Origin of the sequence: Corynebacterium incognita, assembly GCF_014217255.1 — a bacterium.
Taxonomy (GTDB): domain Bacteria; phylum Actinomycetota; class Actinomycetes; order Mycobacteriales; family Mycobacteriaceae; genus Corynebacterium; species Corynebacterium incognitum.
On sequence record NZ_CP059404.1, the window covers coordinates 2,167,312 to 2,188,965 of the forward strand.

Here is a 21,654-nt window from a genome sequence, read left to right on the forward strand (position 1 = left end):
AGTCGCTAGTCCGTCACGATGACCACGATGAGATCGCGAGGGCCGTGCACGCCCTCCACACGGGAGAGCTCAATATCCGAGGTAGCAGACGGGCCCGAGATGAGCGTGGCCGGGCGATCCGGGGTGATGCGGGCAAACATCTCCGGCACCGAGTACACGATGTCCTCAGCTCGTACGATGCACAGGTGGCGGTCCGGAACCAGCGTCAGTGCGCGGCGGCCGTTCGTCTCCCCGGAGGTGAGGACAATCGTGCCGGTCTGTGCGGAGGACGCGGTGGATTCGGTCACCACAGCGTCCTCGGAGTTGAGTTCGCGCGGATCTGCGGTGCCGTCATCAGCACGTGCGTTACCGCCGCGGGCGTTGAACGCGGAGAACAGCTCCGCGTCCATGCCGTGGGCAAAGCGCACGTTGTGGGCCTCCCGCTGGCTGAGGATCTCGGCGATCTTCTCGCCCAGGTCTCCCGCCGTGGCCGTGTGCACGTCCGCTTTGTAGTCCTCTAGGCGGTCGACGAGGATCTCGATGAGTTCCGCGCGCGGGTAATCGAACTCGCGGTGGTAGTCCCGCGGGACGTCCACTGAGGCGGGGATATTGGAAATCTTTTGCGCATTCGCAATGCGCGCAAGAATCTCTTTCTTCGCCGCCGCATTATCCGGGCTCGCCGGGTGGGTAGTTAATGGTGCAGACTTCGGTGCCATGGTCTAGGCCTCCTTCTCGCCGTGCTGATCCGGGTTGGGGCCGACGTGCTGGTCGGCAGGGGATTGCTGCGCCAGGCCCTCTTCGCGGGCCTGCGCCAGGAGCTTCTTCGCCTCATCGGATTCGAACCACTGGCGGAAGGACTTCTTCGGCGGGACCGCGGTGTTGCGCACCTCAGACCAGCCACCAAAGATCCACGGCAGGGAATCAATTTGGCCGTTGAAGCCGCCCAAGACGCGGCCGAAGACCACCATGCGCATGACCTTGTCCCACAGGGCGGGGTTGTTCATGACGATGTTGGCGGCGCCGAGCATCGCGCCTTCGATCGGCGGCTTGTGATGCTTGATCTTTTGGTGCCGCATCTCCAGCAGGACGTCGGACAGCGGGATCTTGACCGGGCAGACCTCGTCGCAGCGCCCGCACAGGGAGCAGGCGTAGGGCAGGGAGGCGTTGGGGTCCTTGTAGTCATCGATGCCGGTGAGCTGCGGGGTAATGACCGCGCCGATAGGGCCAGGGTAGGTGGAGCCGTAGGCGTGACCGCCGGTGCGCTCGTAGACCGGGCAGACGTTCAAACATGCGGAACAACGGATGCACTTGAGCGCCTCGCGGCCAATCTCGTTGCTCATCGCCGCGGTGCGGCCGTTGTCCAAGAGGATGACGTGGAAGTTCTGCGGGCCGTCACCCTCGGTGACGCCAGACCACAGGGAGGTGTACGGGTTCATGCGTTCGGCGGTCGAAGAGCGCGGTAGGAGCTGCATGAACACCTCGAGGTCGGAGAACGTCGGGAGCAACTTCTCAATGCCCATGACGGTGATGAGCGTCTCGGGCAGGGTCAGGCACATGCGGCCGTTGCCCTCAGATTCGACCACGGAGATGGTGCCGGTCTCGGCGATACCGAAGTTGGCGCCGGAGATGGCGACCTTGGCCTTCATGAACTGCTCGCGCAGGTACATGCGTGCGGCCTCGGCAAGCTCAGCGGGTTCGGAGGAAATATCGGGGCCCAGGTCGGGCATCTTCTTTAAGAAGATCTCGCGAATCTCCGCGCGGTTGCGGTGGATGGCCGGCACCAGGATATGCGACGGCTTGTCCTCGCCCAACTGAACGATGAGCTCGGCCAGATCGGTCTCTTGAGCGAAGATGCCGGCCTCTTCAAGCTGCTCGTTGAGGGCGATTTCCTGCGTGGCCATGGACTTGACCTTGACCACGTTGTCCTCGCCAGTCTCCTTCACCAGGCGGGTGGCAATTTCGCCGGCTTCCTTGGCGTCGCGTGCCCAGTGCACGTGGCCGCCGCGGGCAACCACGGACGCCTCAAACTGCTCGAGGAGCTCGCCCATGCGGGCGGCGACGTCCTGCTTGGTGGCGGAGCCTGCCTCGCGCAGCGCCTCCCAATCATCGAGCTCGCCGACGGCGCCGGAGCGCTTGTCGCGAATCGTCGTGGTGGCGTGGTGCAGGTTGCGGCGCTGGGTGGCGTTGTTAAGCGCATCGTGCGCCGCGTGTGGGAATTGTTCGGTGCCGCGGAGGTTGCCCGGGACGTGCGGGGCATGTGGCGGCATGGTGGGGGTGTTCAGACCGATTTTCACAGCATCTTCTCCCTCGAATAAGCGGCGGTGGTCGGCGTCCAGGGGTTGTCCTTAGTGGAGGCCAGGATTTCCGCCATGTGGATGGCGCGGATACCGGTGTGCTGGCGAGACAGGGAACCCGCGATGTTCATGAGGCAGGAGGAGTCACCGCCGGTGACGTATTCTGCCTTCGTGTCCTTGATGTGGTGCGCCTTGTCACCCACCATGGCGGCGGAGACCTCGGCGTTCTTGATCGCGAAGGTGCCGCCGAAGCCGCAGCATTCTTCTTCGTTGTCCAGCTCCACCAGGTCGATACCTTCGACCTGACGCAGCAGCTCGTAAGGGCGGTCGCCGAGTTTGAGGAAGCGGCGACCGTGGCAGGAGGAGTGGTAGGTCACGCGGTGTGGGAAGAACGCGCCGACGTTGGTGACGCCTGCGACATCGACCAGGAATTCTGGGAGGTCGAGGGTTTTGTCGGCGGCCTTCTTCGCGCCGTCGACAAGCGCGGCATCGCCGTAGCGGTCCGCGATGCGGACGTGCTGCTCGCGCACCGCGCCCACGCAGGAGCCGGAGGCGGAGACGACGTAGTCGATGGAAGGGTCCGCGAACGCATCGGCGTAGGTGCGGATGATGGGGACGGTTTCTTCTTGGTAACCGGTATTGATGTGCATTTGGCCGCAGCAGGTCTGGCCTTCAGGGAAGACGACCTCGTGCCCCAGGCGTGAGAGCAACAAAGCAGTGGCCTTGTGCGCGTCTGGGAACAATGCGTCACCAATGCATGTGGAAAAGAGTGCGATTTTCATGTGGTACTCCAATGCAATAGGGGGACTAGGACAAGTTTAGTGGTGTTCACATCAGGGAGCCAGAGCTATACAGCCGGGACCAAGAATCCGAGGACGTTGGTCATGAGGAAGACGATGACGCAGACGGCAACCAAGAACACGAAGGAGTAGCCGACGACCGCCTTGAGAATCTTGGACTCTTGGCCTTCCATCTGCACGGCGGTGGCGGCAATAGCCAGGGACTGCGGGGAAATCATCTTGCCCACGACACCGCCCGAGGTGTTGGATGCCAGCAGCAGATCCGGGCTGACACCCAGGTTGTTGGCGGCGGTGACCTGAAGGTTGGCGAACAGCGCGTTGGCGGACGTGTCCGAGCCGGTAACCGCGGTGCCCACCCAGCCGAGAACGGGGGAGAACAGGGCGTAGAGCGCGCCGGCGCTGGCCACGAACTCACCGATGGAGATGGTTTGGCCAGAGTAGTTCATCACGTAGGCCAGGGCGAGGACCAGAACGATGGTGAGGGCCGACCATTTCATGCGGTTGGCTACTTCGAGGAATTTAGTCCAGGGCGCCGAAGGAGCCAGGGCGAACTTGCCGCCGTCGTTGAAGAAGTAGTAGACCACTGCCACGATAAGACCGGAGATGAGCAGCAGTGTTCCGGGGTTGCCGAAGACGGACAGGGAGTACGAGGTGTCCATCGGGGTGCCGTCGGCCGCGAGTACGGTGCCGTCCAGCAGCGGCCAGTCCAGCTTGATCTTGACTGCATTGAGCAGCTTCGGGATGGCACCACCGACGTTGGCTAGGCCGAAGACCACGGTCACGATGGCGTAGGGCAGCAGGGCCATCCAGATGCGGCGGCCGTTGAGGTCCGAGCTTGTCGACGCCGCTTCGACGTCCAAGCGTTCGCGGAGCTCGGCGACGCCCTTGGGGTGCCACATTCGCATGAACAAAAATGCCGCGGCCAGCGAGACGATGCAGGCGATGACGTTGGTGAGCTGGTAGGCAAAGAAGTTGGCGGCCAGCCACTGCGTGATGGCGAACGAGAAGCCAATGACCAACGCAGCTGGTGCGGCTTCTTTCATGCCGCGGACGCCGTCGATGATGAACAGGATGAACATCGGCACCAAGGCCGCGATGAGGAAGACTACCGACGCGGTGAGCGATGCAATGTCCGCGGTCTGCTCCGCGGTGCGGCCGCCTACCTCGCCGGCGGTGGTGATGGGAATGGCCACGGCGCCGAAAGCGACGGGGGCAGTGTTGGCGATGAGCACCACGGTGGCCGCCTTCAGTGGCTTGATGCCCAGCGCCATAATCATGGTCGCGGTGATGGCCACGGGAGCGCCGAAGCCGGCGAGCGCCTCAAGCATGCCGCCGAAGCAGAACGCGATGAGGATGGCCTGAACTCGAATGTCACCTTCGCCCAGCAGGTCGAAGGTCTTGCGCAGGTCATCGAAACGCCCGGCCGCCACTGTGATCTCGTAGAACCAAATGGCCATGACGATGACCCAGACGATGGGCAATAAACCGAAGAGCCCGCCGCGACCGGCCGAGGACAGTGCCATGTCCCAGGGCATATCAAAGGCAAAGATTGCTACGAGCAGTGCCGCAGCGAGGGCGATCGCCCCCGAGGTATGCGCACGCATCTTGAGTAGAAGAAGGCACACGAAGAAGGTGACCAGGGGAACTGCAGAAACCACCGCAGAAAGCCCGGTGCTTCCTCCCACCGCGTCCGTTGTGATCTGGAAAATATCCATAAGGACCGTCCTCACGGGGATTCGGGGATGAAATGCAAGGTAAAAAGCTAAAGGATTATCGATTCAGTTTTCAGATACTAATGCGTTCCATCCTAGTTGACTTATAGGTACTGTGATACCTGAATACCGTAGAAAACGGCATTCCGATAAACTAAGGCGCCATGACCCCAGCTGAACTTTCTTCGCTTGTTAAGTCTACGGCGACCACCGTCATGAACGACCGGCAGCTCGATGTCACGGTGCTTCCGGAGGCCGTCACAGTAGAGCGTCCTCGTAACCCAGAACACGGCGATTACGCCACCAACCTCGCGCTTCAGGTGGCGAAGAAGGCCGGGGTAAACCCACGCGAATTCGCCGGATGGCTTGCCGACGCCCTGGGTGCCGACGCCGCGATCGACTCCTGCGAGGTTGCCGGCCCCGGCTTCATTAATATTCGCCTCGCCGCCGCCGCGCAGGGCGAAATGGTGACAAAGATCCTTGCAGCGGGGAAGGCTTTCGGGGCTAGCGAGCTCTATGCCGGGACCGCCATTAACTTGGAATTCGTCTCCGCCAACCCGACCGGGCCCATTCACCTGGGCGGCACCCGCTGGGCTGCTATGGGTGACTCGCTCGGCCGCGTCCTTGAGGCTGCCGGTGCGAAGGTGACCCGGGAGTATTACTTCAATGACCACGGCGGTCAGATTGATCGCTTCGCACGCTCCCTCGTGGCCTCCGCTAAGGGTGAGCCCACCCCGGAGGACGGCTACGGCGGCGAGTACATCGCGGAGATTGGCCAGGCGGTCGTCGCCAAGCGCCCGGATGCCCTTGAAGGTTCCGCGGAGGACGTTCAAGAAACCTTCCGCGCTCTGGGTGTGGACATGATGTTCGAGCGCATCAAGGCTTCCTTGCACGAGTTCGGCGTGGACTTTGATGTCTACTTCCATGAAAACTCCCTGTACGAGTCCGGCGCCGTGGACCGCGCACTCGATGCGCTCAAGGACAATGGCTACCTTTACGAAAGCGAGGGCGCCTGGTGGTTGAAGTCGTCCGAGTTCGGCGACTCCAAGGACCGCGTAGTCATCAAGTCTGACGGCGACGCAGCCTATATCGCCGGCGACATCGCGTACGTGGCCGACAAGATCGACCGCGGGCACGACCTCTGCATTTACATGCTGGGTGCGGACCATCACGGCTACATCGCCCGCCTGAAAGCCGCGGCGCAGGCGCTGGGCTACAACCCGGACCAGGTGGAGGTGCTCATCGGCCAAATGGTGAACCTGCTGCGCAACGGCCAGGCGGTGCGCATGTCCAAGCGCGCCGGCACCGTGATTACCCTCGAGGATCTCGTGGAGGCCATCGGCGTGGACGCCGCGCGCTACTCGTTGGTGCGTTCCTCGGCAGATTCGTCGCTGGACATTGACCTGGAACTGTGGGCCTCGCAGTCGTCCGACAATCCGGTGTATTACGTGCAGTACGGGCATGCCCGCCTGTGTTCGATTGCGCGTAAGGCCGCGGAGCTTGGCGTCGGCGCGCAGGACGCCGACCTGTCGCTGCTGACACACGATCGCGAGGGTGACCTCATCCGCACCCTGGGTGAGTTCCCCGCCGTGGTGGAAGCGGCTGCCACCCTGCGTGAACCACACCGCGTGGCCCGCTACGCTGAGGAGCTGGCTGGTGTGTTCCACCGCTTCTACGACGCCTGCCAGATCCTGCCCAAGGCGGGCGCGGAAGCCGAGCCTATCCACGGCGCACGCTTAGCGCTGGCTGCGGCCTCCCGCCAGGTGCTGTCCAACGCCCTGACCATGGTGGGCGTGAGCGCGCCGGAGAGGATGTAGATGTCGGCGAACGACACGAGCGCAGACTTCAACGATTTTCCCGCTCACGTCTGGCCCCGCCACACCCGTCGGGAGGAAGACGGCGTCATCACCATCGCGGGCGTTCCGTTGCCGGAAGTGGCGGAGGAATTCTCCACCCCAGTGATGGTCTTTGACGAGGACGAGTTCCGGCTGCGCTGCCGCGAGATGGCGGCGGCCTTCGGCGGCCCGGACCGCGTGCACTACGCCGCCAAGGCGTTCCTGTCCAAGGCGGTGGCCAGCTTCGTGGACGAAGAGGGCCTGAACCTCGACGTAGCGTCTATCAACGAGCTTAAAATCGCACTGGCAGCTCACTTCCCGGCTGCTCGCATTTCCGCACACGGCAACAACAAAGGCGCGGACTTCCTGCGCCTGTGCGTCGCCGAAGGTGTGGGGCGCGTCATCATTGACTCCGCAGCCGACATCGAGCTGCTGGACTATATTGCCGCGAAGGCGGGGCGCCGCCAAGACGTGCTCATCCGGGTGACCCCCGGCGTGGATGCACACACGCATGAATTCATCGCGACGAGTCACGAGGACCAGAAATTTGGTGTGTCGTTGGCCACCGGCGAAGCCTTCGCCGCTGTTCAAGCCTGCCTGAACGCGGAAAATATCTCGCTCCAGGGATTGCATTGCCACGTCGGTTCGCAGGTTTTTGACGCCGATGGGTTCACGCTCGCGGCGGAACGTGTTCTAGAACTGTACTCACGCATCAACCGTGAGCTCGGCGTGAGTCTGGGGGAGCTGGACCTGGGCGGCGGCTACGGGATTCCGTATACCGCACCGGAGCGTGCCCTCGACGTCGCGGCGGTGGCCAAGCAACTGCTGGCCGCGGTAGCGCGCACGGCGGAAGAGCTGGGGATCCAGCCCCCTAAGGTTTTGGTGGAGCCCGGTCGCGCGATCGTCGGCCCGGCCGCGGTGACCGTCTACGAGGTGGGCACCATCAAGGATGTTCACACTGGGAAGTCAGACGTTCCTGTACGTCGCTACGTGAGCGTAGACGGCGGCATGAGCGATAACATTCGCCCGGCGCTCTACGACGCCGACTATGACTTGCGCGTGGTGGGCCGTTACACCGAGGGCGAGCTTGTCGACGCCCGCGTGGTGGGATCGCACTGCGAGTCTGGCGATATCCTGGTGGACGAACTGTCGCTGCCGAACGACGTTGCACCGGGTGACCTTGTCGCGCTGGCGGCGACGGGCGCCTACTGTTACTCGATGTCCTCGCGCTACAACGCTTTTGTGCGCCCGGCCGTTGTTGCCGTGCGCGCCGGGGTAGTGAAGCCCATGCTGCGCAGGGAAACCATCGATGATCTGCTCTCTCTTGAGGTCTCATTCTTAGAGAACTCCACCGACTAACCCCGCGGTGAGGCCGACACGGCGGGGTGTGCTGTGAGGGGAGTCGATTCTGCTTAGAACTTAGGCAGGTGCTTCATGACATTCGGGACGTAGCCCTGGTCAGCCAGCATGTTGTACAGGCCGAAGACGATGGCGATGGAAGCTGCGGTGTAGACCAGGGACAGAGCGGAGGAGCCGGTGCCGATGGCGGAGCCGGTCAGCTCAGCGGAGCCAGTGGAGGACTCGGCGTTGGCAACACCGGTGCCTGCGAAGACCAGGGCGGTGGAGGTAGCGATAGCTGCTGCAGAGCGGGAGAAGCGCTTCATGGGTTACTCCTAAACGTCGTAGGTAATGGTGGGTATTGTGAATAAAATGCGCATGCCCAGGGGAGTGGAAAGTTCCACGTCCCCGCGAACCAAACCAGACAAACTGTGTCCTTGGTTACAGTGCATGCACTAGCGCCCAAGTTAGCAGCCAGGCTGCGGTGGGTTCGCGTGAGCGCATGAAAGTTCACCTATATTTCACTTTCATGGTGACGGGTGGTGCGAATGTGATGGAAGGTGACGCGTTTGTGACCATGTGAAATGGTGGGATGGTCGGGCCTGTCGGCATTACAGGGGCGGCGCCCTGGAGGGTATAGGCGGCTTCCGGATCTGGTCAGGCGTGGCGGGATGAAGCAAAGGGGGAGCGTGGCAGGCGGGGGACAATAATAGTTGCCGAAAAGCCTTAAATAGACTACTAAGTCTGTATCATTGGCGTGGTAACTATTCATTTCCGGATCAGGTAGAGAGGGGAGCGCCATGAACGCTACGACTCAAGCAGCAGCATCGAACCAGAAACAGGATGCGACTATCTCTGGCGGCTCTTCCTCCGGGGCTCGCGCGGGAAGCGTTGGTGTGGCCCTGTTGGGTATGGGAACGGTGGGAGCCGAGGTCTTCCGCCTGCTGGAAGAAAACAGCAACGATTTCACGCACCGCATCGGCGGGGCCGTGGAGATCAAGGGCGTCGCCGTCTCCAATATGTCGAAGCCACGTCCGGGAGTGCCCGATGAACTGCTTACTGATGATGCACATGCGCTCATCAATCGAGACGACGTGGACGTCGTGGTGGAAGTCATCGGTGGTATTGATTATCCACGTGAACTCGTGCTGGCGGCGCTGAAGGCAGGAAAGTCCGTGGTGACCGCCAACAAAGCGCTCGTCGCCGCCCACGCGGACGAATTGGCGGCTGCCGCCGACGCCGCCGATGTCGACCTGTACTTCGAAGCGGCCGTGGCCGCCGCGATCCCCGTCGTCGGCATGCTGCGGCGCTCGCTGGCAGGCGACAAAATCCAGCGCATTTCCGGCATCGTCAACGGCACCACCAACTTCATCCTGGATGCCATGGCTTCCACAGGTGCTTCCTATGACGAAGCGCTGGCTGAGGCTACCCGGTTGGGCTACGCAGAGGCTGATCCGACCGCGGACGTCGAAGGGCACGATGCTGCTAGCAAGGCCGCCATCATGGCCTCGCTGGGCTTCCATACCCGCGTGAAGTTTGAGGACGTGCACTGCGAGGGTATTTCTGCAGTGACGGCGAAGGACATTGCCGCCGCCGACCAGGCTGGCTACGTGATCAAGCTCCTTGCGATCTGCGAGCGCCTCGTCGCGGAGGACGGCAGCGAATCGGTCAACGCGCGCGTCCACCCGACACTCGTGTCCAAGGAACACCCGCTGGCTAGCGTTAACGAGTCCTACAACGCCATTTTCGTGGAGGCCGAGGCCGCGGGCTCGCTGATGTTCTACGGCAACGGCGCGGGTGGCAACCCAACCGCGTCCGCCGTGCTCGGTGACCTCGTGGGTGCCGCCCGGAACAAGGTGCACGGAGGCCGCGCGCCAGGTGAGAACACCTATGCCAACCTGCCGCTCGCAGACTTCGGCGAAGTGACCGCGCGCTATCACATCGATATGGAGGTCGATGACCGTGCTGGCATGCTCGCCGCCGTGGCTCAGGAATTCGCCAAATCGGGCGTGTCCATCCGTACCGTGCGACAGCAGGACACAGGTCATACCGCGCGCCTCATCGTGGTTACCCACTCCGCACAAGAAAAAGTTCTAGACGCTACCGTCCATGCGCTGTCCAACGTCCCGGGCGTCAAGGCTGTGGATTCAGTGATCCGGCTGGGTGCATAGCGTGTCGAAGATTTCGTTTGTCCGGGTTTCGGTCCCGGCGACCTCGGCCAACTTAGGCCCGGGGTATGACACCCTCGGCATGGCCCTGAGCCTGTATGACGAGGTTACGGTGGAGGTCGTGGATTCCGGGATCGCCGTCGTCATCAACGGTGAGGGAGCAGAGACTCTCCCGCGCGATGAACGGCACCTGGTGGTCCGTGCGATCACTGCTGCGCTGCGTGCTGCCGGGATGGAAGTGCCAGGCCTCAAGGTGTCCTGCACAAACAACATCCCGCAGTCGCGGGGGCTGGGGTCTTCGGCCGCCGCGGCGGTCGCAGGCGTAATGGCGGGCAACGCCCTGGCTGGGTTTTCCTTGAGCGACGCGGACGTCGTCCAGCTGGCCTCTGAATTTGAGGGCCATCCCGATAATGCCGCGGCCGCGGTACTCGGTGGAGCTGTAGTGTCCTGGACCGGAAGCGACACCGCGACGTCTGGGGTGCAATACCAGGCACAATGCTTCGCGGTGCACGAGGACATTCGCGCGACGGCGTTCGTCCCGCAGTTCCACGCTTCCACGAATGAGGTGCGCGGGGTCCTGCCTGACACCGTTTCGCATGCCGACGCCGCGTTTAATGTCGCTCGCGGAGCACTTCAGGTTCTCGCTCTGCAACACAATCCGGAGCTACTTTTTGAGGCCACGAGAGACGTGTTGCATCAGCCGTATCGGGCGGGCGTGCTGGGTGTGTCGTTCGAGTGGGTGCGACGCCTGCGGGAGGCGGGCGTCGCGGCGTTCTTGTCTGGCGCGGGGCCCACGGTACTGGCCTTGCACACCGAACCCCTGGCTCCGGAGTTGCTCACCCGCGCCGAGGAGGAAGGTCTCGTGGTCTATTCGCTGCGGCCGGACCGCGGGGCTACTGCTTCTGTGTAGCCTGATACGACTCGAATTGACCCGAACTTTTAGGCGCTTGGCGTGGATGCGTCTCGTTCTTCACCCGCCGGTGCTAGGCGAACAGCGCAGGTGCCTGGGCCGGAACGAGGGATAAGCGTCAACGAGGTCTTGCCGTCGGTGTGAGAACGCATGGCCTCTTGGAGGAAGCCGTCGTGCACTGCACAGATGAAGGGCGAGGGCTGGGCAGACGCCGTGGTGAAAGGGCAGGCATTGAGGTCCACCTGGGACTCGCCCGAAGGTGTGTCGGGCTGGACTGTGGGGTCAAAGCCCATGTCGCGTAAGCGGCGGAAGACCGGTGCGAGCACGCTGCCCGAGTTCGCCAGGTCTTCTCCGTAGAGTTTCATTGTGCGTGCCCACTTTGTGCCGATCTCCCGGGCCATATTCAGGTCGGCGGAGCTGAGATCATCCCGCGACGCCACCATGCCGGCCAGGACCTCGATGAGCGTGACGTATTCTTCTGCGATGGAGCGATTGTCCGGCACGCGCACTTGGAAAATCAGAGACGGGCGGCCGCGGCCCTTCGCTGGGGCGGTCACGACGCGCACGGCGTCGTGCGCTACAAGTTCGTCTAGGTGTCCGCGGGCGGTATTGACATGCATGCCTAGCTTGGCCGCAACGTCGGCGGCGCGGGCGCCTTCCGGGAACGTTTGTAGGGTATTGAGCACCTCTCGTTGCTTCGGTGAAAGCGTGAGGGATTCCGGGAAGAGTTCCGCTGCAGCGCGGGGCGCGGAATGTTGAGTAGCCATTCATTGGCTCCTTTCGACGCGCAGGTTATAAGGCATGAGCTGACAATCAATTGTAGTACCAAATAACTGGGAAAAATTGGAGAAATCGTGTGGTGATAACAACACTGTGATGTCGTACTCACCACACTCGAGCGTTACTTTTGCCTGCGCGCCCAAGTCCTCGATGGCTACGACGGTGCCCCGGATGAGGTTGTGCTCGCTGGTAGCGCTCAGCGCGGCGGTATCTACAGGGTGGACGGCGTGGGGCGTGAAGCTAGCCCACGCCACATCGCCGGCCTGAATCCCCGAATCGATGGTGTAGCCAGTGAGATTCAGGTTCGGTGCGGCGCCTCCGCGCAACCCCAGAGTGACGGCACGGCGTCGGCACGTTGCACCGTTAGCCGTGGTGGCTTCGGCGGCATCCTTCACCGCTAGCACCGCTCCGCTGATGACGTTGTGCCCGACGAGCCCGGCGGCAAAAGCGGTCGGAGGGGCATCGCGAAACTCAGCAGCCGGCACGATGGAGACGACGCGACCGTGTTCCATAGTGGCTACCTCGTCGGCAAGGGCGTGGATGTCTGTGGCGTCGTGCGTTACCAGCAGCGTGGTTCGCGTGTGGGCGCCCGCGCGGAGCAGGCGCCGCCATCGCGCGGCCGAAGAAGCATCAATGGCCGAGAGTGGCTCGTCCAGGATGAGCACGCGAGGGCGAGCTGCCAGTGCCCGCACCAGTGCGATCTGGGCAGCCTGGCCGCCGGACAGCGCAGGCACGCGCACATCTGCCAGTTCCTGCAGACCCGCCGCTTCAAGCAGCTCGTGAGTCCGCGCGGCGGAGCGAGTAACCATGGTGATCGCCTGCGCGGCGGAGGCGCGCGGCGGCAGGCCTGGGTTCTGTGTAAGCATGACTACCATGCCAGGAGCCGGTACAGCGTCCACGGATGTCCCCGCGTCGCCGTAGCTGACCTCGGGTCCACGAATACGCCCGGCGATGGCTTTCATGAGCGTGGTTTTTCCGGACCCGTTTGGCCCCACGACGGTCGTGGTGTGACCGGAAGAAAAGCGTAAAGGCGCGCCGGCCGTCTGGACATCTATCGCCATCGCGGAGCCGCGGGGGGTGGTGAGCCGCTCCAAAGCCTCGGCATCCAGCGGGTGAATGGTCCGTGGGCGGGGCTCAGGGGAGCGCCGCAGCAGAGCAGGAATGCTGGCCACGGCGAGACAAGCGATTGCCAAACCAATTAGCAACGCAGACAGCGCGTAGGCGGCCTCTTGATCCACCTCGCGGATGAGGTAAATACCCAGCGGCATAGTGCGTGTGACTCCGGGCATGGAACCGGCGAACGTGAGGGTCGTACCGAATTCCCCTAAGGAGCGAGCGAAGGCTAACCCGGCGCCCGTGGCGAGTGCCGGCGCGATGGTCGGCAGCGTGATACGCCGGACGATCGTTTCGTCGCTCATACCGACGCTGCGCGCGGACGCGGATATTTCACCGTCTAGGTGGCGTAGCGCTGAGTCGACTGTGACCACCACGAAGGGCAGGCACACGAAGACATGGGAGGCGACGACGCCGGGGAAAGCGAAGGCCAGCTGAATACCGAATAGATCGAGGATAGGCTGCGCGAGCCCTTGGCGTCCTACCGCCGCGGTGAGTGCGAGGCCTGCTACGACCGGGGGCATGGCCAAGGGGAGCAAGACTAAGCCGCGGGCAATCAGTGCGCCGCGACGCAAGTACTGCAAGCACAGCGCCAGGGGGACACCGAGCAGCACCGTCATCGCTGTGGCTTCCACCGAGGACCACAGGCTCACCCGCAACAGGGACGCGGTGTCAGCGGAAGACAGGGCGTCGCCAAGCCTGCCCCATGGCACCCGCGTCAACAGGGCCACCATGGGCCCGAGGATGTAACACACCGCGGCCACAGCAACGAGAATCAGCGGCCACGGCGCGCGGTGGGGGCGGGGTTGCAGTGTCGCCGCGGATGGCTTAGTCATCGAAACCGTGGCGCTTCCATTCGGCGTTAAAGTCTGTGTCGATGAGGGTGAGCAGTGTCTGTGCCTCCTCGGGGTGGGCAGAGGAGGTCGTTACTGCACCCATGATTGCGTTAGAAAATTCGTGTGCGCCGGGGATATCAATGACCTCAACGCTCTCTCCAGCCGCGGCGGCATCGGTGGAATACACCCATCCGGCGTCGGCTTCGCCTGAGGCTACCTTGCCGAGTACATCGGCGACCTGGTGCTCCAAGGAATCTGCGTCCAGTGTCAGGTGGTTGCGTGCACTGAGCGTGGCAGTGGTGTCCCCGCACGGGACCTGGGGATCGCACGCAACGAATGCGTGCTGTGTACTGAGATCGGCGACCGAAATAATCCCGGCCGGGTTGCCGCGGGGAACCACCATCACCATGTGGTTGGAGGCCAGTTCTACTGGTGCGGTCACGGTGCCGTCCTTGACTGCTTGGTCCATAGTCGCGCGCGAGGCAGTGAGGAGGACGTCAGCGGGGGCACCGTCGGCAAGCTGCTGGACCAAGGTGGAGGAACCGGCGTTGTTGAAATCCAGGTGTAGTGGCGGGGTCTGAGCGGCGGCGCGCTCGGACAGGGCGTCGTTCAGCACCCTGGTTGAGGAAGCCCCAGCGATGGTGAGGGGGACAGTCGCAGAGCCTTCCGACGCCCCGCGAGGGCTTCCGGATACATCCTCGCCTGGGGGGCCGGGCAGGCAACTGCACAAGGCGGCGCCTGCGAACACGGCGGCCCCGCATGCAGCCAAGGCTCGCGCGCGAGCTAGACGAGGGGGATGGATTTTCACAGGCTCCGCGACCGTCCTTTCTTCACCGTTTTCCAGCTCATGAGACTCCAGCGCATGAGACTGCGTTCATCCTACCCGTGGGGCGTCGGCGGCCTTCAAAGGGGAATTGTCACGTGGTGTGCCGGGGCTGGCGGGAGCAGTGAGGTAGTGGGTGTGAATTTTAAGCCGTGCGCGTGAACTTGATGTGGAAGTCTTGAGGATCCTCTTTGAGGTATTCGAGCTCGAAGGTTTCTTCGCGGTCTTCTACTTCCTTGAGGAGTGGGACTGGGTTGTGTGGGGCGATGAGGATCATGGATTCGCCGACGTTTCGGGTGTCCAGCGCGCCGTGGATGGCGCCGTGGCGGACCGCGTGCGGAATCTCCGAGGCGTTGAGGACGGGGATGTCGCCAGCAGAGTGGGCGTCAGAGATGGGAAGTTGCACGAGTTCTCCTTCAATCAACGGGACTAGACGAAAGCGGGTTGTAGCTCTTGTCACCGCTGGCGCTGCGGCGGGTGCCTGGGCGTCGGTGGCGACTTCCACCCTAGAACAATTATTAGTACGATGAAAGTCGTGGAAAACAATTCTAGGGTGCCCCGGTTCGCGTTCCTCGTCGCCGCCGGTGTGGGGTTGGTCGCAGGACTCGTCGCCGCGCTCGGCCTCCTGGACGTCGCCCCCGTACCAGCTCGGCTTGCTGCCGACCATGGTCCCCTCATGGTGTTCGGCTTCGTTGGCGGCGCCATTGGTCTTGAACGCACCGTGGCGGTGCGCGCTTCGTGGGCCTGGGCCGGCCCGGTGTTCCATGTCTTGGGGGTCCTGACGCTGCTGGCGGGCGCTCCCACCACCGCGCCTGCCTTCTTCTTTGCGCTGAGCTTTGTGGTGCTCGGTGCCATATACACCACCATCTATCGCAGACAAGCGACGTTGTCCATCTTGGTGCAGGCCACCGGCGTTGTTGGCGGGGTGAGCGCCGCGGTGCTCTGGGGTGTGGGCTTCAGCTTTGCCACCGCGATGCCGCTAGCAGTGTTGTACGTCGTGGCTACCATCATCGGCGAACGCATGGAACTCGCGCGCCTCACGGTGGCTGGGAGCAGCGCCGAGGTTCACATCACTGTTGCGGTGTATGCCCTGGCGTTGGCAGCACTTGTTTTCTTGGAGAGCCCGGCCATTGGATATGTCCTCATGGGCGTAGCGCTCTTGGCGGTCGCGGTCGTCACGGCACGGGTCGATGTCGCGCGTCGTCTCGTCCATAGTTCCGGCCTGCCGCGATACTCGGCGGCTTGTATGCTGGCAGGCTATCTGTGGCTGGTACTCGCCGGGGTGGTGTGGGTCGCCTTCGGCCATGCGGCGGGTGGCCTGACCTACGACGTCGCGGTCCACGCTGTATTTGTTGGCTTCGTCATGTCCATGATCTTCGCCCACGCACCCATCATTGTGACCTCCGTCCTGCGAGTAAAGGTGCCGTATCACCCGGCGCTCTACGTGCCACTGGTGCTTCTGCAGGCAAGCCTCGTGGTGCGTTTTATCGGCGATGCCCGCGGCGCGATAATGGGGTGGCAAGCCGGAGGCATTGTCGGCGTTGTCGCCATCATCTGTTTCCTTGCCACTGCTAGCACCCTCGGTATTCGCCACGCCCGAAAGGAGGCCTGAGCAGACATGCACAAACCTTCACCGCAGACATCCTCCTTGCAGGTCTCAGACGTCTCGTTGCGGGATCGCGGCCGGTGGCACAGCCTCGTTGCCGCGGTCGCCTGCGGTTGGATGCTGGTCACAGCAGGGCTTATCATTGCCGCTCGGGCCGGGGCTGCCGTGGTGTGGTGGGACATCATCCACTCGCTCACCCTCGGCGCGGTGACGACAGCTATTTTTGCCTATTCCACGCACTTCACCGAGGCCCTGACCAGGACCAAGGCCGCACCCTACCGGTGGGTGGCCACGCGGATCGCGCTCGTGCACGGGGGACTCGTGCTTTTGTTGGCGGACCGTGCCGGGTTTGACTGGGGCGCGCTCGCTGATGCCGGCGCGGTGCTCGTTATAGTGGCGGCGCTATGGCAAGCGGTGGTCGTCGGGCGCGCGCTACGGGGCTCTTTGTCTGGAAGCTTCGCGGTCACCGTGCCGTTCTATATCGCGGCGGTGTGCTTCCTCATCGCGGCAATTGTTCTGGCCATCGTGGCCGGCCATGGCGTGGGGGAGTATTCCGCGCTGATTGCCGCGCATTCGCGGGCGACGGTGTGGGGCTTTGCCTGGTTGACCGTCGTGGGCACCGTCGTGACCTTGCTGCCGACACTCTCGGGCACTGCCATTTCTCCAGTAGCCCGGGCACGCTGTAGCCGAGCATTGATGGTGCACTGCCTCGGCCTCGCAATCGCTATCGCCGCTCTCGTTACCGAGTCCGCGGCTCTTGCCGGTTTAGGCCTCGCGTTCGTGGGCCTCGCCGCTGTCCTTGTGGCACAGCCCGTCATCGCTGGGGTTTTTACCCCCGGCGCCCGGCGCAGCACGGCGGCCGTGTCCGTGGTCGCGGGGCTCGTCTGGCTCATCGCTTTGTGCTGGGGCGATGCGGCGATGTTGGCTGCGGGCGTCTTCCCGCGGCGTGTCACGTTGGAGTTCGCTCCGGCCCTGCTCGGTGGTGGACTCGCCCAACTTATCACCGGCGTGCTGTTGCACTTGCTGCCCACCTTGCGCGGCGGTGGGCCCGAGAAGGTCTGGGCCGGCCGACAGACCGCGGACTGTGGAGGCCCAGCACGCCTGCTTCTCATTAATGCCGGTGCACTACTGACCCTCCTTCCCACCGAACAGTTGGGGGTGGGGTTTATCCTCATTGTCATGGGCCTTTTCGGCCACGTCGTCGCGCTCGCCGCGGCGGTCTACAAGCAGAAACGATTGGACACACCATGAGCATTCCTTTGTCACCCCAGGGCCCGTCGGGCGCGAACAAGGATAACGGCGGCGCGCAGCAGTCAACGTCGCCTGGTGGGAAGACAGGGGCGCCCAGTAGCGCAGGAGCATCCCAGGCCGGTGGCTGGGCGGCGTGGTTGCTCATCGGCATCGCGATCATGGCGGTGGTAATTTTGGCTGCCGTATCCACACTGGGAGGCGGCAACGGCAGCGGCAACGGCGGTTCAGGCGGTGCTGCGGGTGGGGCCGCCGGCGGTGCGCCTGGAAGTGGCGAGACCGTCACGAAAAAAATCGACGTGGAGGGCATGGCCTTCGTCCCTAACAGCCTTGAGGTCGCGCCAGGGACCCATCTCATTCTGGAGGTGACCAATGGCGGCGACCAAACCCATGACCTCAAGATCAATGGTGCTGAAACCGGGCGAATCAAGGCAGGGGACACGGTCACTCTCGATGCCGGGGTATTCAATGAAACCACGGTGGGGTGGTGCACCATTGCCGGGCACCGCACCCAGGGTATGGAGCTCACTGTGAACGTTGCAGGCAGCGCCACGGGCGGACACGACCACGCCATGGCTCCCGCCGCTAACCCGCACGTGGAGGTGCCAGATTCCGCGAAGCGCCTGCAGGACCCCGGGGAGGGCTTCCAGGCTTTCGATCCGAAGCTTAACCCCGCCCCGACCGGCAGGACCCACGAGTACACCTGGGTGGCCACCGAAGAAGTCCGCGAGGTGGCCCCTGGGGTCGAACAAGCCCAGTGGTTGTTCAACGGACAAGCGCCGGGGCCAACGTTGCGGGGAAAGGTCGGCGACAAGTTCAAGATAACCTTGCGCAACGACGGCACCATGGGCCACTCCGTGGACTTTCACGCGGGCGAGGTCAGCCCCGACGCACCCATGGCCACCATCGAGCCGGGCGAGGAAGTAGTGTACGAATTCACCGCGAAGCGCTCGGGAATATGGATGTACCACTGTGCGACCGCGCCCATGAGTCTGCACATCGCCAACGGTATGGCTGGGGCCGTCATCATCGATCCCCCGAGTGATTCCGACCTGGAGCTTGCCGACGTCGATGCCGAATACGCGCTCGTCGCCAGTGACATGTTCCTGGGCCGCAAGGAAGAGGGTGCGGACCCCAACCGCGTGACCAATGGCCAGTTCGACCTCATGGCGTTTAACTATTACCCGAACCAGTACGACCACCGTCCCATCAAGGCCCAGGTGGGCGACACGATTCGAATCTGGGTGATGAACGTCGGCCCCGATCAGCCGTTGAGTTTCCACGTTGTCGGCGAAATCTTTGACACGGTGTTCACCGAGGGCGGTTTTACAGTCAAGGATGGTGGCGGCGGAAACGCCAAGGGCACCACCGGCGCCCAGGTGCTGCCGCTACTGCCTGCCCAGGGTGGCTACGTGGAGATGACCTTCGATGAGCCTGGCACGTACACCTTCGTCAACCACATCATGACCAATGCCGAGAAGGGGCAGCACGGCAAGATCGTGGTCACGGAATAGCTGCGCCCGCCTGGCCCGCAAGGTCTTCAGGGGTATCAAAATCACGCACGTTCGTGGTGGCCGGTATCTCGGCTATGCGCCGTTCCCGCAGCAGCCAGCGGACGGAGCCGTTGACTAGTTCGTCGCGCTCGGCAAGCTTGTCGACGGCCGCGTGGAGCGCCTCAGCGCGCCATAGCGCGCACAGAGGGTTCCGGAAGCCTTCGCTATCCACAACCAACGCGACATCAACGGCGTCAGCCGGGGAATTGGAGGGGGCCTCGATTAGATCCCCAGACACTGCTGCGGTCAATCCCGGGAGCAACAGCGGGGAGGCGGGAGCGTCCACGGCGAACACCGCGATGTAGTCGTGCTTCTCCGGTCGCGACAGCAAGGTCTGGGAACCCGCTGCGATCGCGGCCAGAGGGCCCGAGAAGGCGGGGATTTCGGCCACCACGGCGTAACGAGTTGGCTCTCCTGTGCCTTCGTGCGCCGCGCCAGCACACTCCGTGCAGTCTGCGGGGATGTCGCGGGAACTCACCACCACCACATCACGGATGATGTGGGATCCAGCTCCGGTACGGGCGCTCGTGCCGGCAGGAGGGGCGGGGGCAGCAGCCGAGAGGTAATTTAACAACACCCGGAGGAACGACTGTCCTCCCCACGACAGTGCCGCTTTGTTGGCTCCGCCCATCCGGGAGCCCCGGCCTCCGGCCACCACGATGACACCCAGCGAGGTCGACGGTGGTCCATGAGATCCCCCAGCGGGGTTGTTGCGGCTGTCCAACGCTGGCATGGTCTGTGCTCCTCGCGACTGTTCTACTTGGTCGAGTCTTCTGCGATGGCGTCGTCAGCGCGCAAGCGAGGAAGCTCGCGGGACCAGTCACCGGAACGGCCACCGGACTTGGCCACGATGCCGCAGCGCCGGATGTATGCTGCGCGGTCGACACCCTTGACCATGTCAATGATTGCGAGGGCGGCGACGTTCACCGCCGTCAGCGCCTCCATCTCTACACCGGTGCGATCCGCGGTGCGCACAGTGGCCTCAATGAACACGTGGTCCTCACGAATCTCCAGGTCCACGGTTGCGCCATGAACGCCAATGGTATGGGCTAGCGGCAACAGCTCCGGTACTTTCTTCGCCGCCGCGATTCCCGCCACGCGCGCGACAGCTAGCACGTCGCCCTTGGGCACGGTGCCGTCAGTGAGGGCCTGCAGAACGTCAGGGGAGCAAAAGACCTCACCGTGGGCGGTGGCGGCGCGCACCGTGGGCTTCTTTTCCGTCACGTCCACCATGTAGGCAGAGCCAGCTTCGTTGAGATGCGTGAACTTCACTGCGGGAACCTCCAGGTATCGGGGATAGGTGACAAAAATGGGATCACTTCGACCAGTTCGCCGTGGGCAGGCGCGGTGGCCCCGGCTGGGACCCGGACGAGGCCGCGAGTGCCCAGCAAGGAGGCCACCAAGTGTGACCCCAAGTGAGGGCCATTGTAGGGGATAGCTTGGGCCTGCCCGGCAGCGTCGAGCCCCCACCTTACGGGCACAACCAAGTCACGGTTGCCCGGGCGGGGAACAGGGAAGTCAGCACCAGCGGGCATCCGTAGCAACGCGCGCTGTTCAACACTTCCCGTTGCCAGGTGGCGAAGTGCCGGGGAGACGTAGAGGTGGAAGGCTACGAACGCCGCCACGGGATTTCCCGGCAGGCACATGAGGGGTGTGCTTCTTACCTGACCGAGACCCTGCGGCGCGCCGGGTTTTTGAGCCACCTCACCGAACCACGCGGTGGCCAGCTGGGCGGAGGCCAGTTCCCCGACCGCGGCACGAACGACATCAAAGGCGCCAGCCGAAACACCACCGGCGGTGATGATGAGATCAGTGTTGTCGGCGAGGTCCTGCAATAGGTTCGCAACCATGGTGGTGTCATCGGCGCAGTGGTATTGCGATACTGCAGCCGCAGGGCCGGCGACCTGCGCGACAAGAGCCGCGAGCATCGGGCGGTTGGAATCTGGAATGTGCCCCGGGGGCAGCTGTTCTGGCCGCGTGCCTAGCGTACCTGCCGTGGTCGTGGCCAGACCTTCGGCGTCGAAGGGGACGAGTTCATCGCCTGATGACACCACCGCGATCTTCAGTGGGGCTGCGAGGTCGACGTCGCGGATGCCCGCGGACAGGAGCGCCGCGATGGCGGCCGGATCCAACGTGTGCCCACGCTGAAGTAGTAAGGAACCATCGGCGAGATTCTCCCCGCGGTGGCGGATGTGTGGGCGGTCCTTCTTCACTGAGTTAAGGGTGACGTACTCGGGGAGCGGGTGCGGCCCCGGAGGAATGGAAGTATCTTCCACGGGGATAACCCTCAGTCCCGGATCGACGGGGTCGCCGACTGGAGCGCCAGTCATGATGCGCACGGCGGTGCCTGCGGGCACGGATTGTGGTGCGGCGCCCGCTGGAACATCGCCCGAGATCGGTAGCGTTGCACCAGGCACGGCGTCGGCAGCATGCACGAGAAAGCCGTCCATAGCTGAGTGTGAGAAAGAGGGTACTGCCAGCTGGGAGTACACGTCTTGTGCCACGACACGACCCGCCAGCGCGGCGGAGACCGCGGCGCGCTCGGTAGAACGCGGCGTCCGCGACGTGGCGTCATGAAGCAACTCATGCACGGCAGTGAGGTGCTCGGCGATACTGCGGTGCTCACCGGGGTGAGCGGATGGAGAACTCATAGGGGATA

19 protein-coding genes are annotated in these 21,654 nt (G+C 63.5%); 7 read left to right on the forward strand and 12 right to left on the reverse strand.

The window, feature by feature from the left end:
- Positions 1-5 precede the first annotated feature (5 nt).
- The 4 genes from H0194_RS10070 to H0194_RS10085 form a co-directional block, all read right to left on the reverse strand.
- Positions 6-695, reverse strand: a complete 690-nt coding sequence (locus H0194_RS10070; protein ID WP_185175739.1) for a LutC/YkgG family protein — start codon at positions 693-695, stop codon at positions 6-8.
- Positions 696-698: 3 nt separating this feature from the next.
- Positions 699-2,246 (reverse strand): LutB/LldF family L-lactate oxidation iron-sulfur protein, encoded by a 1,548-nt coding sequence (locus tag H0194_RS10075; RefSeq protein WP_185176998.1) that lies wholly within the window; start codon positions 2,244-2,246, stop codon positions 699-701.
- A gap of 23 nt (positions 2,247-2,269) precedes the next feature.
- Positions 2,270-3,055, reverse strand: a complete 786-nt coding sequence (locus H0194_RS10080) for a (Fe-S)-binding protein (RefSeq protein ID WP_185175740.1) — start codon at positions 3,053-3,055, stop codon at positions 2,270-2,272.
- Positions 3,056-3,120: 65 nt separating this feature from the next.
- Positions 3,121-4,788 (reverse strand): L-lactate permease, encoded by a 1,668-nt coding sequence (locus H0194_RS10085; RefSeq protein WP_185175741.1) that lies wholly within the window; start codon positions 4,786-4,788, stop codon positions 3,121-3,123.
- A gap of 161 nt (positions 4,789-4,949) precedes the next feature.
- Here H0194_RS10085 and argS point away from each other — a divergent pair, with 161 nt between their 5' ends.
- Positions 4,950-6,602, forward strand: a complete 1,653-nt coding sequence (gene argS / locus H0194_RS10090; protein WP_185175742.1) for an arginine--tRNA ligase — start codon at positions 4,950-4,952, stop codon at positions 6,600-6,602.
- On the forward strand, positions 6,603-7,979 hold the full coding sequence (gene lysA, locus H0194_RS10095) for a diaminopimelate decarboxylase (protein WP_185175743.1): 1,377 nt from the start codon (positions 6,603-6,605) through the stop codon (positions 7,977-7,979).
- A 53-nt stretch (positions 7,980-8,032) separates the two neighbouring features.
- On the opposite strand, the gene H0194_RS10100 is transcribed toward lysA, so the two are convergent.
- Positions 8,033-8,284: a hypothetical protein gene (locus tag H0194_RS10100; protein WP_185175744.1), complete on the reverse strand. Its 252-nt coding sequence runs from the start codon at positions 8,282-8,284 to the stop codon at positions 8,033-8,035.
- A gap of 474 nt (positions 8,285-8,758) precedes the next feature.
- On the opposite strand from H0194_RS10100, the gene H0194_RS10105 reads away from it, so the two are divergent.
- Positions 8,759-10,129, forward strand: a complete 1,371-nt coding sequence (locus H0194_RS10105) for a homoserine dehydrogenase (RefSeq protein WP_185175745.1) — start codon at positions 8,759-8,761, stop codon at positions 10,127-10,129.
- Between the two features lies 1 nt (position 10,130).
- A complete protein-coding gene (gene thrB, locus H0194_RS10110; RefSeq protein ID WP_246388911.1) occupies positions 10,131-11,036 on the forward strand; it encodes a homoserine kinase in 906 nt (301 codons plus the stop codon).
- A 29-nt stretch (positions 11,037-11,065) separates the two neighbouring features.
- On the opposite strand, the gene H0194_RS10115 is transcribed toward thrB, so the two are convergent.
- The 4 genes from H0194_RS10115 to H0194_RS10130 form a co-directional block, all read right to left on the reverse strand.
- Entirely contained in the window at positions 11,066-11,803 is a 738-nt protein-coding gene (locus tag H0194_RS10115) for a helix-turn-helix transcriptional regulator (RefSeq protein WP_185175747.1), read from the reverse strand.
- Positions 11,804-13,765, reverse strand: a complete 1,962-nt coding sequence (locus H0194_RS10120; RefSeq protein ID WP_185175748.1) for an ATP-binding cassette domain-containing protein — start codon at positions 13,763-13,765, stop codon at positions 11,804-11,806. It abuts the gene before it with no gap.
- A complete protein-coding gene (gene modA, locus H0194_RS10125) occupies positions 13,758-14,573 on the reverse strand; it encodes a molybdate ABC transporter substrate-binding protein (RefSeq protein WP_281382546.1) in 816 nt (271 codons plus the stop codon). Before modA ends, H0194_RS10120 begins: the two co-directional genes overlap by 8 nt.
- 160 nt (positions 14,574-14,733) lie before the next feature.
- Positions 14,734-14,994: a DUF2249 domain-containing protein gene (locus H0194_RS10130; RefSeq protein ID WP_185175749.1), complete on the reverse strand. Its 261-nt coding sequence runs from the start codon at positions 14,992-14,994 to the stop codon at positions 14,734-14,736.
- Between the two features lie 129 nt (positions 14,995-15,123).
- On the opposite strand from H0194_RS10130, the gene H0194_RS10135 reads away from it, so the two are divergent.
- From H0194_RS10135 to H0194_RS10145, 3 genes are read left to right on the forward strand one after another with little or no spacing between them, the layout of a single operon-like run.
- Positions 15,124-16,200 carry a hypothetical protein gene (locus tag H0194_RS10135; RefSeq protein WP_246388915.1) on the forward strand — a complete coding sequence of 359 codons (1,077 nt, stop codon included), beginning with the start codon at positions 15,124-15,126 and terminating at the stop codon, positions 16,198-16,200.
- Positions 16,201-16,206: 6 nt separating this feature from the next.
- A complete protein-coding gene (locus tag H0194_RS10140; RefSeq protein ID WP_246388917.1) occupies positions 16,207-17,445 on the forward strand; it encodes a beta-carotene 15,15'-monooxygenase in 1,239 nt (412 codons plus the stop codon).
- The gene (locus H0194_RS10145; RefSeq protein ID WP_185175751.1) at positions 17,442-18,956 is read left to right on the forward strand and encodes a multicopper oxidase domain-containing protein; all 1,515 of its coding nucleotides are present in this window, start codon (positions 17,442-17,444) and stop codon (positions 18,954-18,956) included. The genes H0194_RS10140 and H0194_RS10145 overlap by 4 nt, the downstream gene beginning before the upstream one ends.
- On the opposite strand, the gene mobA is transcribed toward H0194_RS10145, so the two are convergent.
- Genes mobA through H0194_RS10160 form a run of 3 tightly spaced genes read right to left on the reverse strand, consistent with a single transcriptional unit; the run spans position 18,946 to position 21,646 of the window.
- Positions 18,946-19,728, reverse strand: coding sequence for a molybdenum cofactor guanylyltransferase (mobA, locus tag H0194_RS10150; protein WP_185175752.1), 783 nt, complete (start codon positions 19,726-19,728; stop codon positions 18,946-18,948). The genes H0194_RS10145 and mobA overlap by 11 nt on opposite strands.
- Before the next feature lie 23 nt (positions 19,729-19,751).
- Complete coding sequence (gene moaC, locus H0194_RS10155; protein ID WP_185175753.1) at positions 19,752-20,267, reverse strand: cyclic pyranopterin monophosphate synthase MoaC; 516 nt, start codon at positions 20,265-20,267, stop codon at positions 19,752-19,754.
- Positions 20,264-21,646, reverse strand: coding sequence for a molybdopterin molybdotransferase MoeA (locus H0194_RS10160; protein WP_185175754.1), 1,383 nt, complete (start codon positions 21,644-21,646; stop codon positions 20,264-20,266). Before H0194_RS10160 ends, moaC begins: the two co-directional genes overlap by 4 nt.
- Positions 21,647-21,654 lie beyond the last annotated feature (8 nt).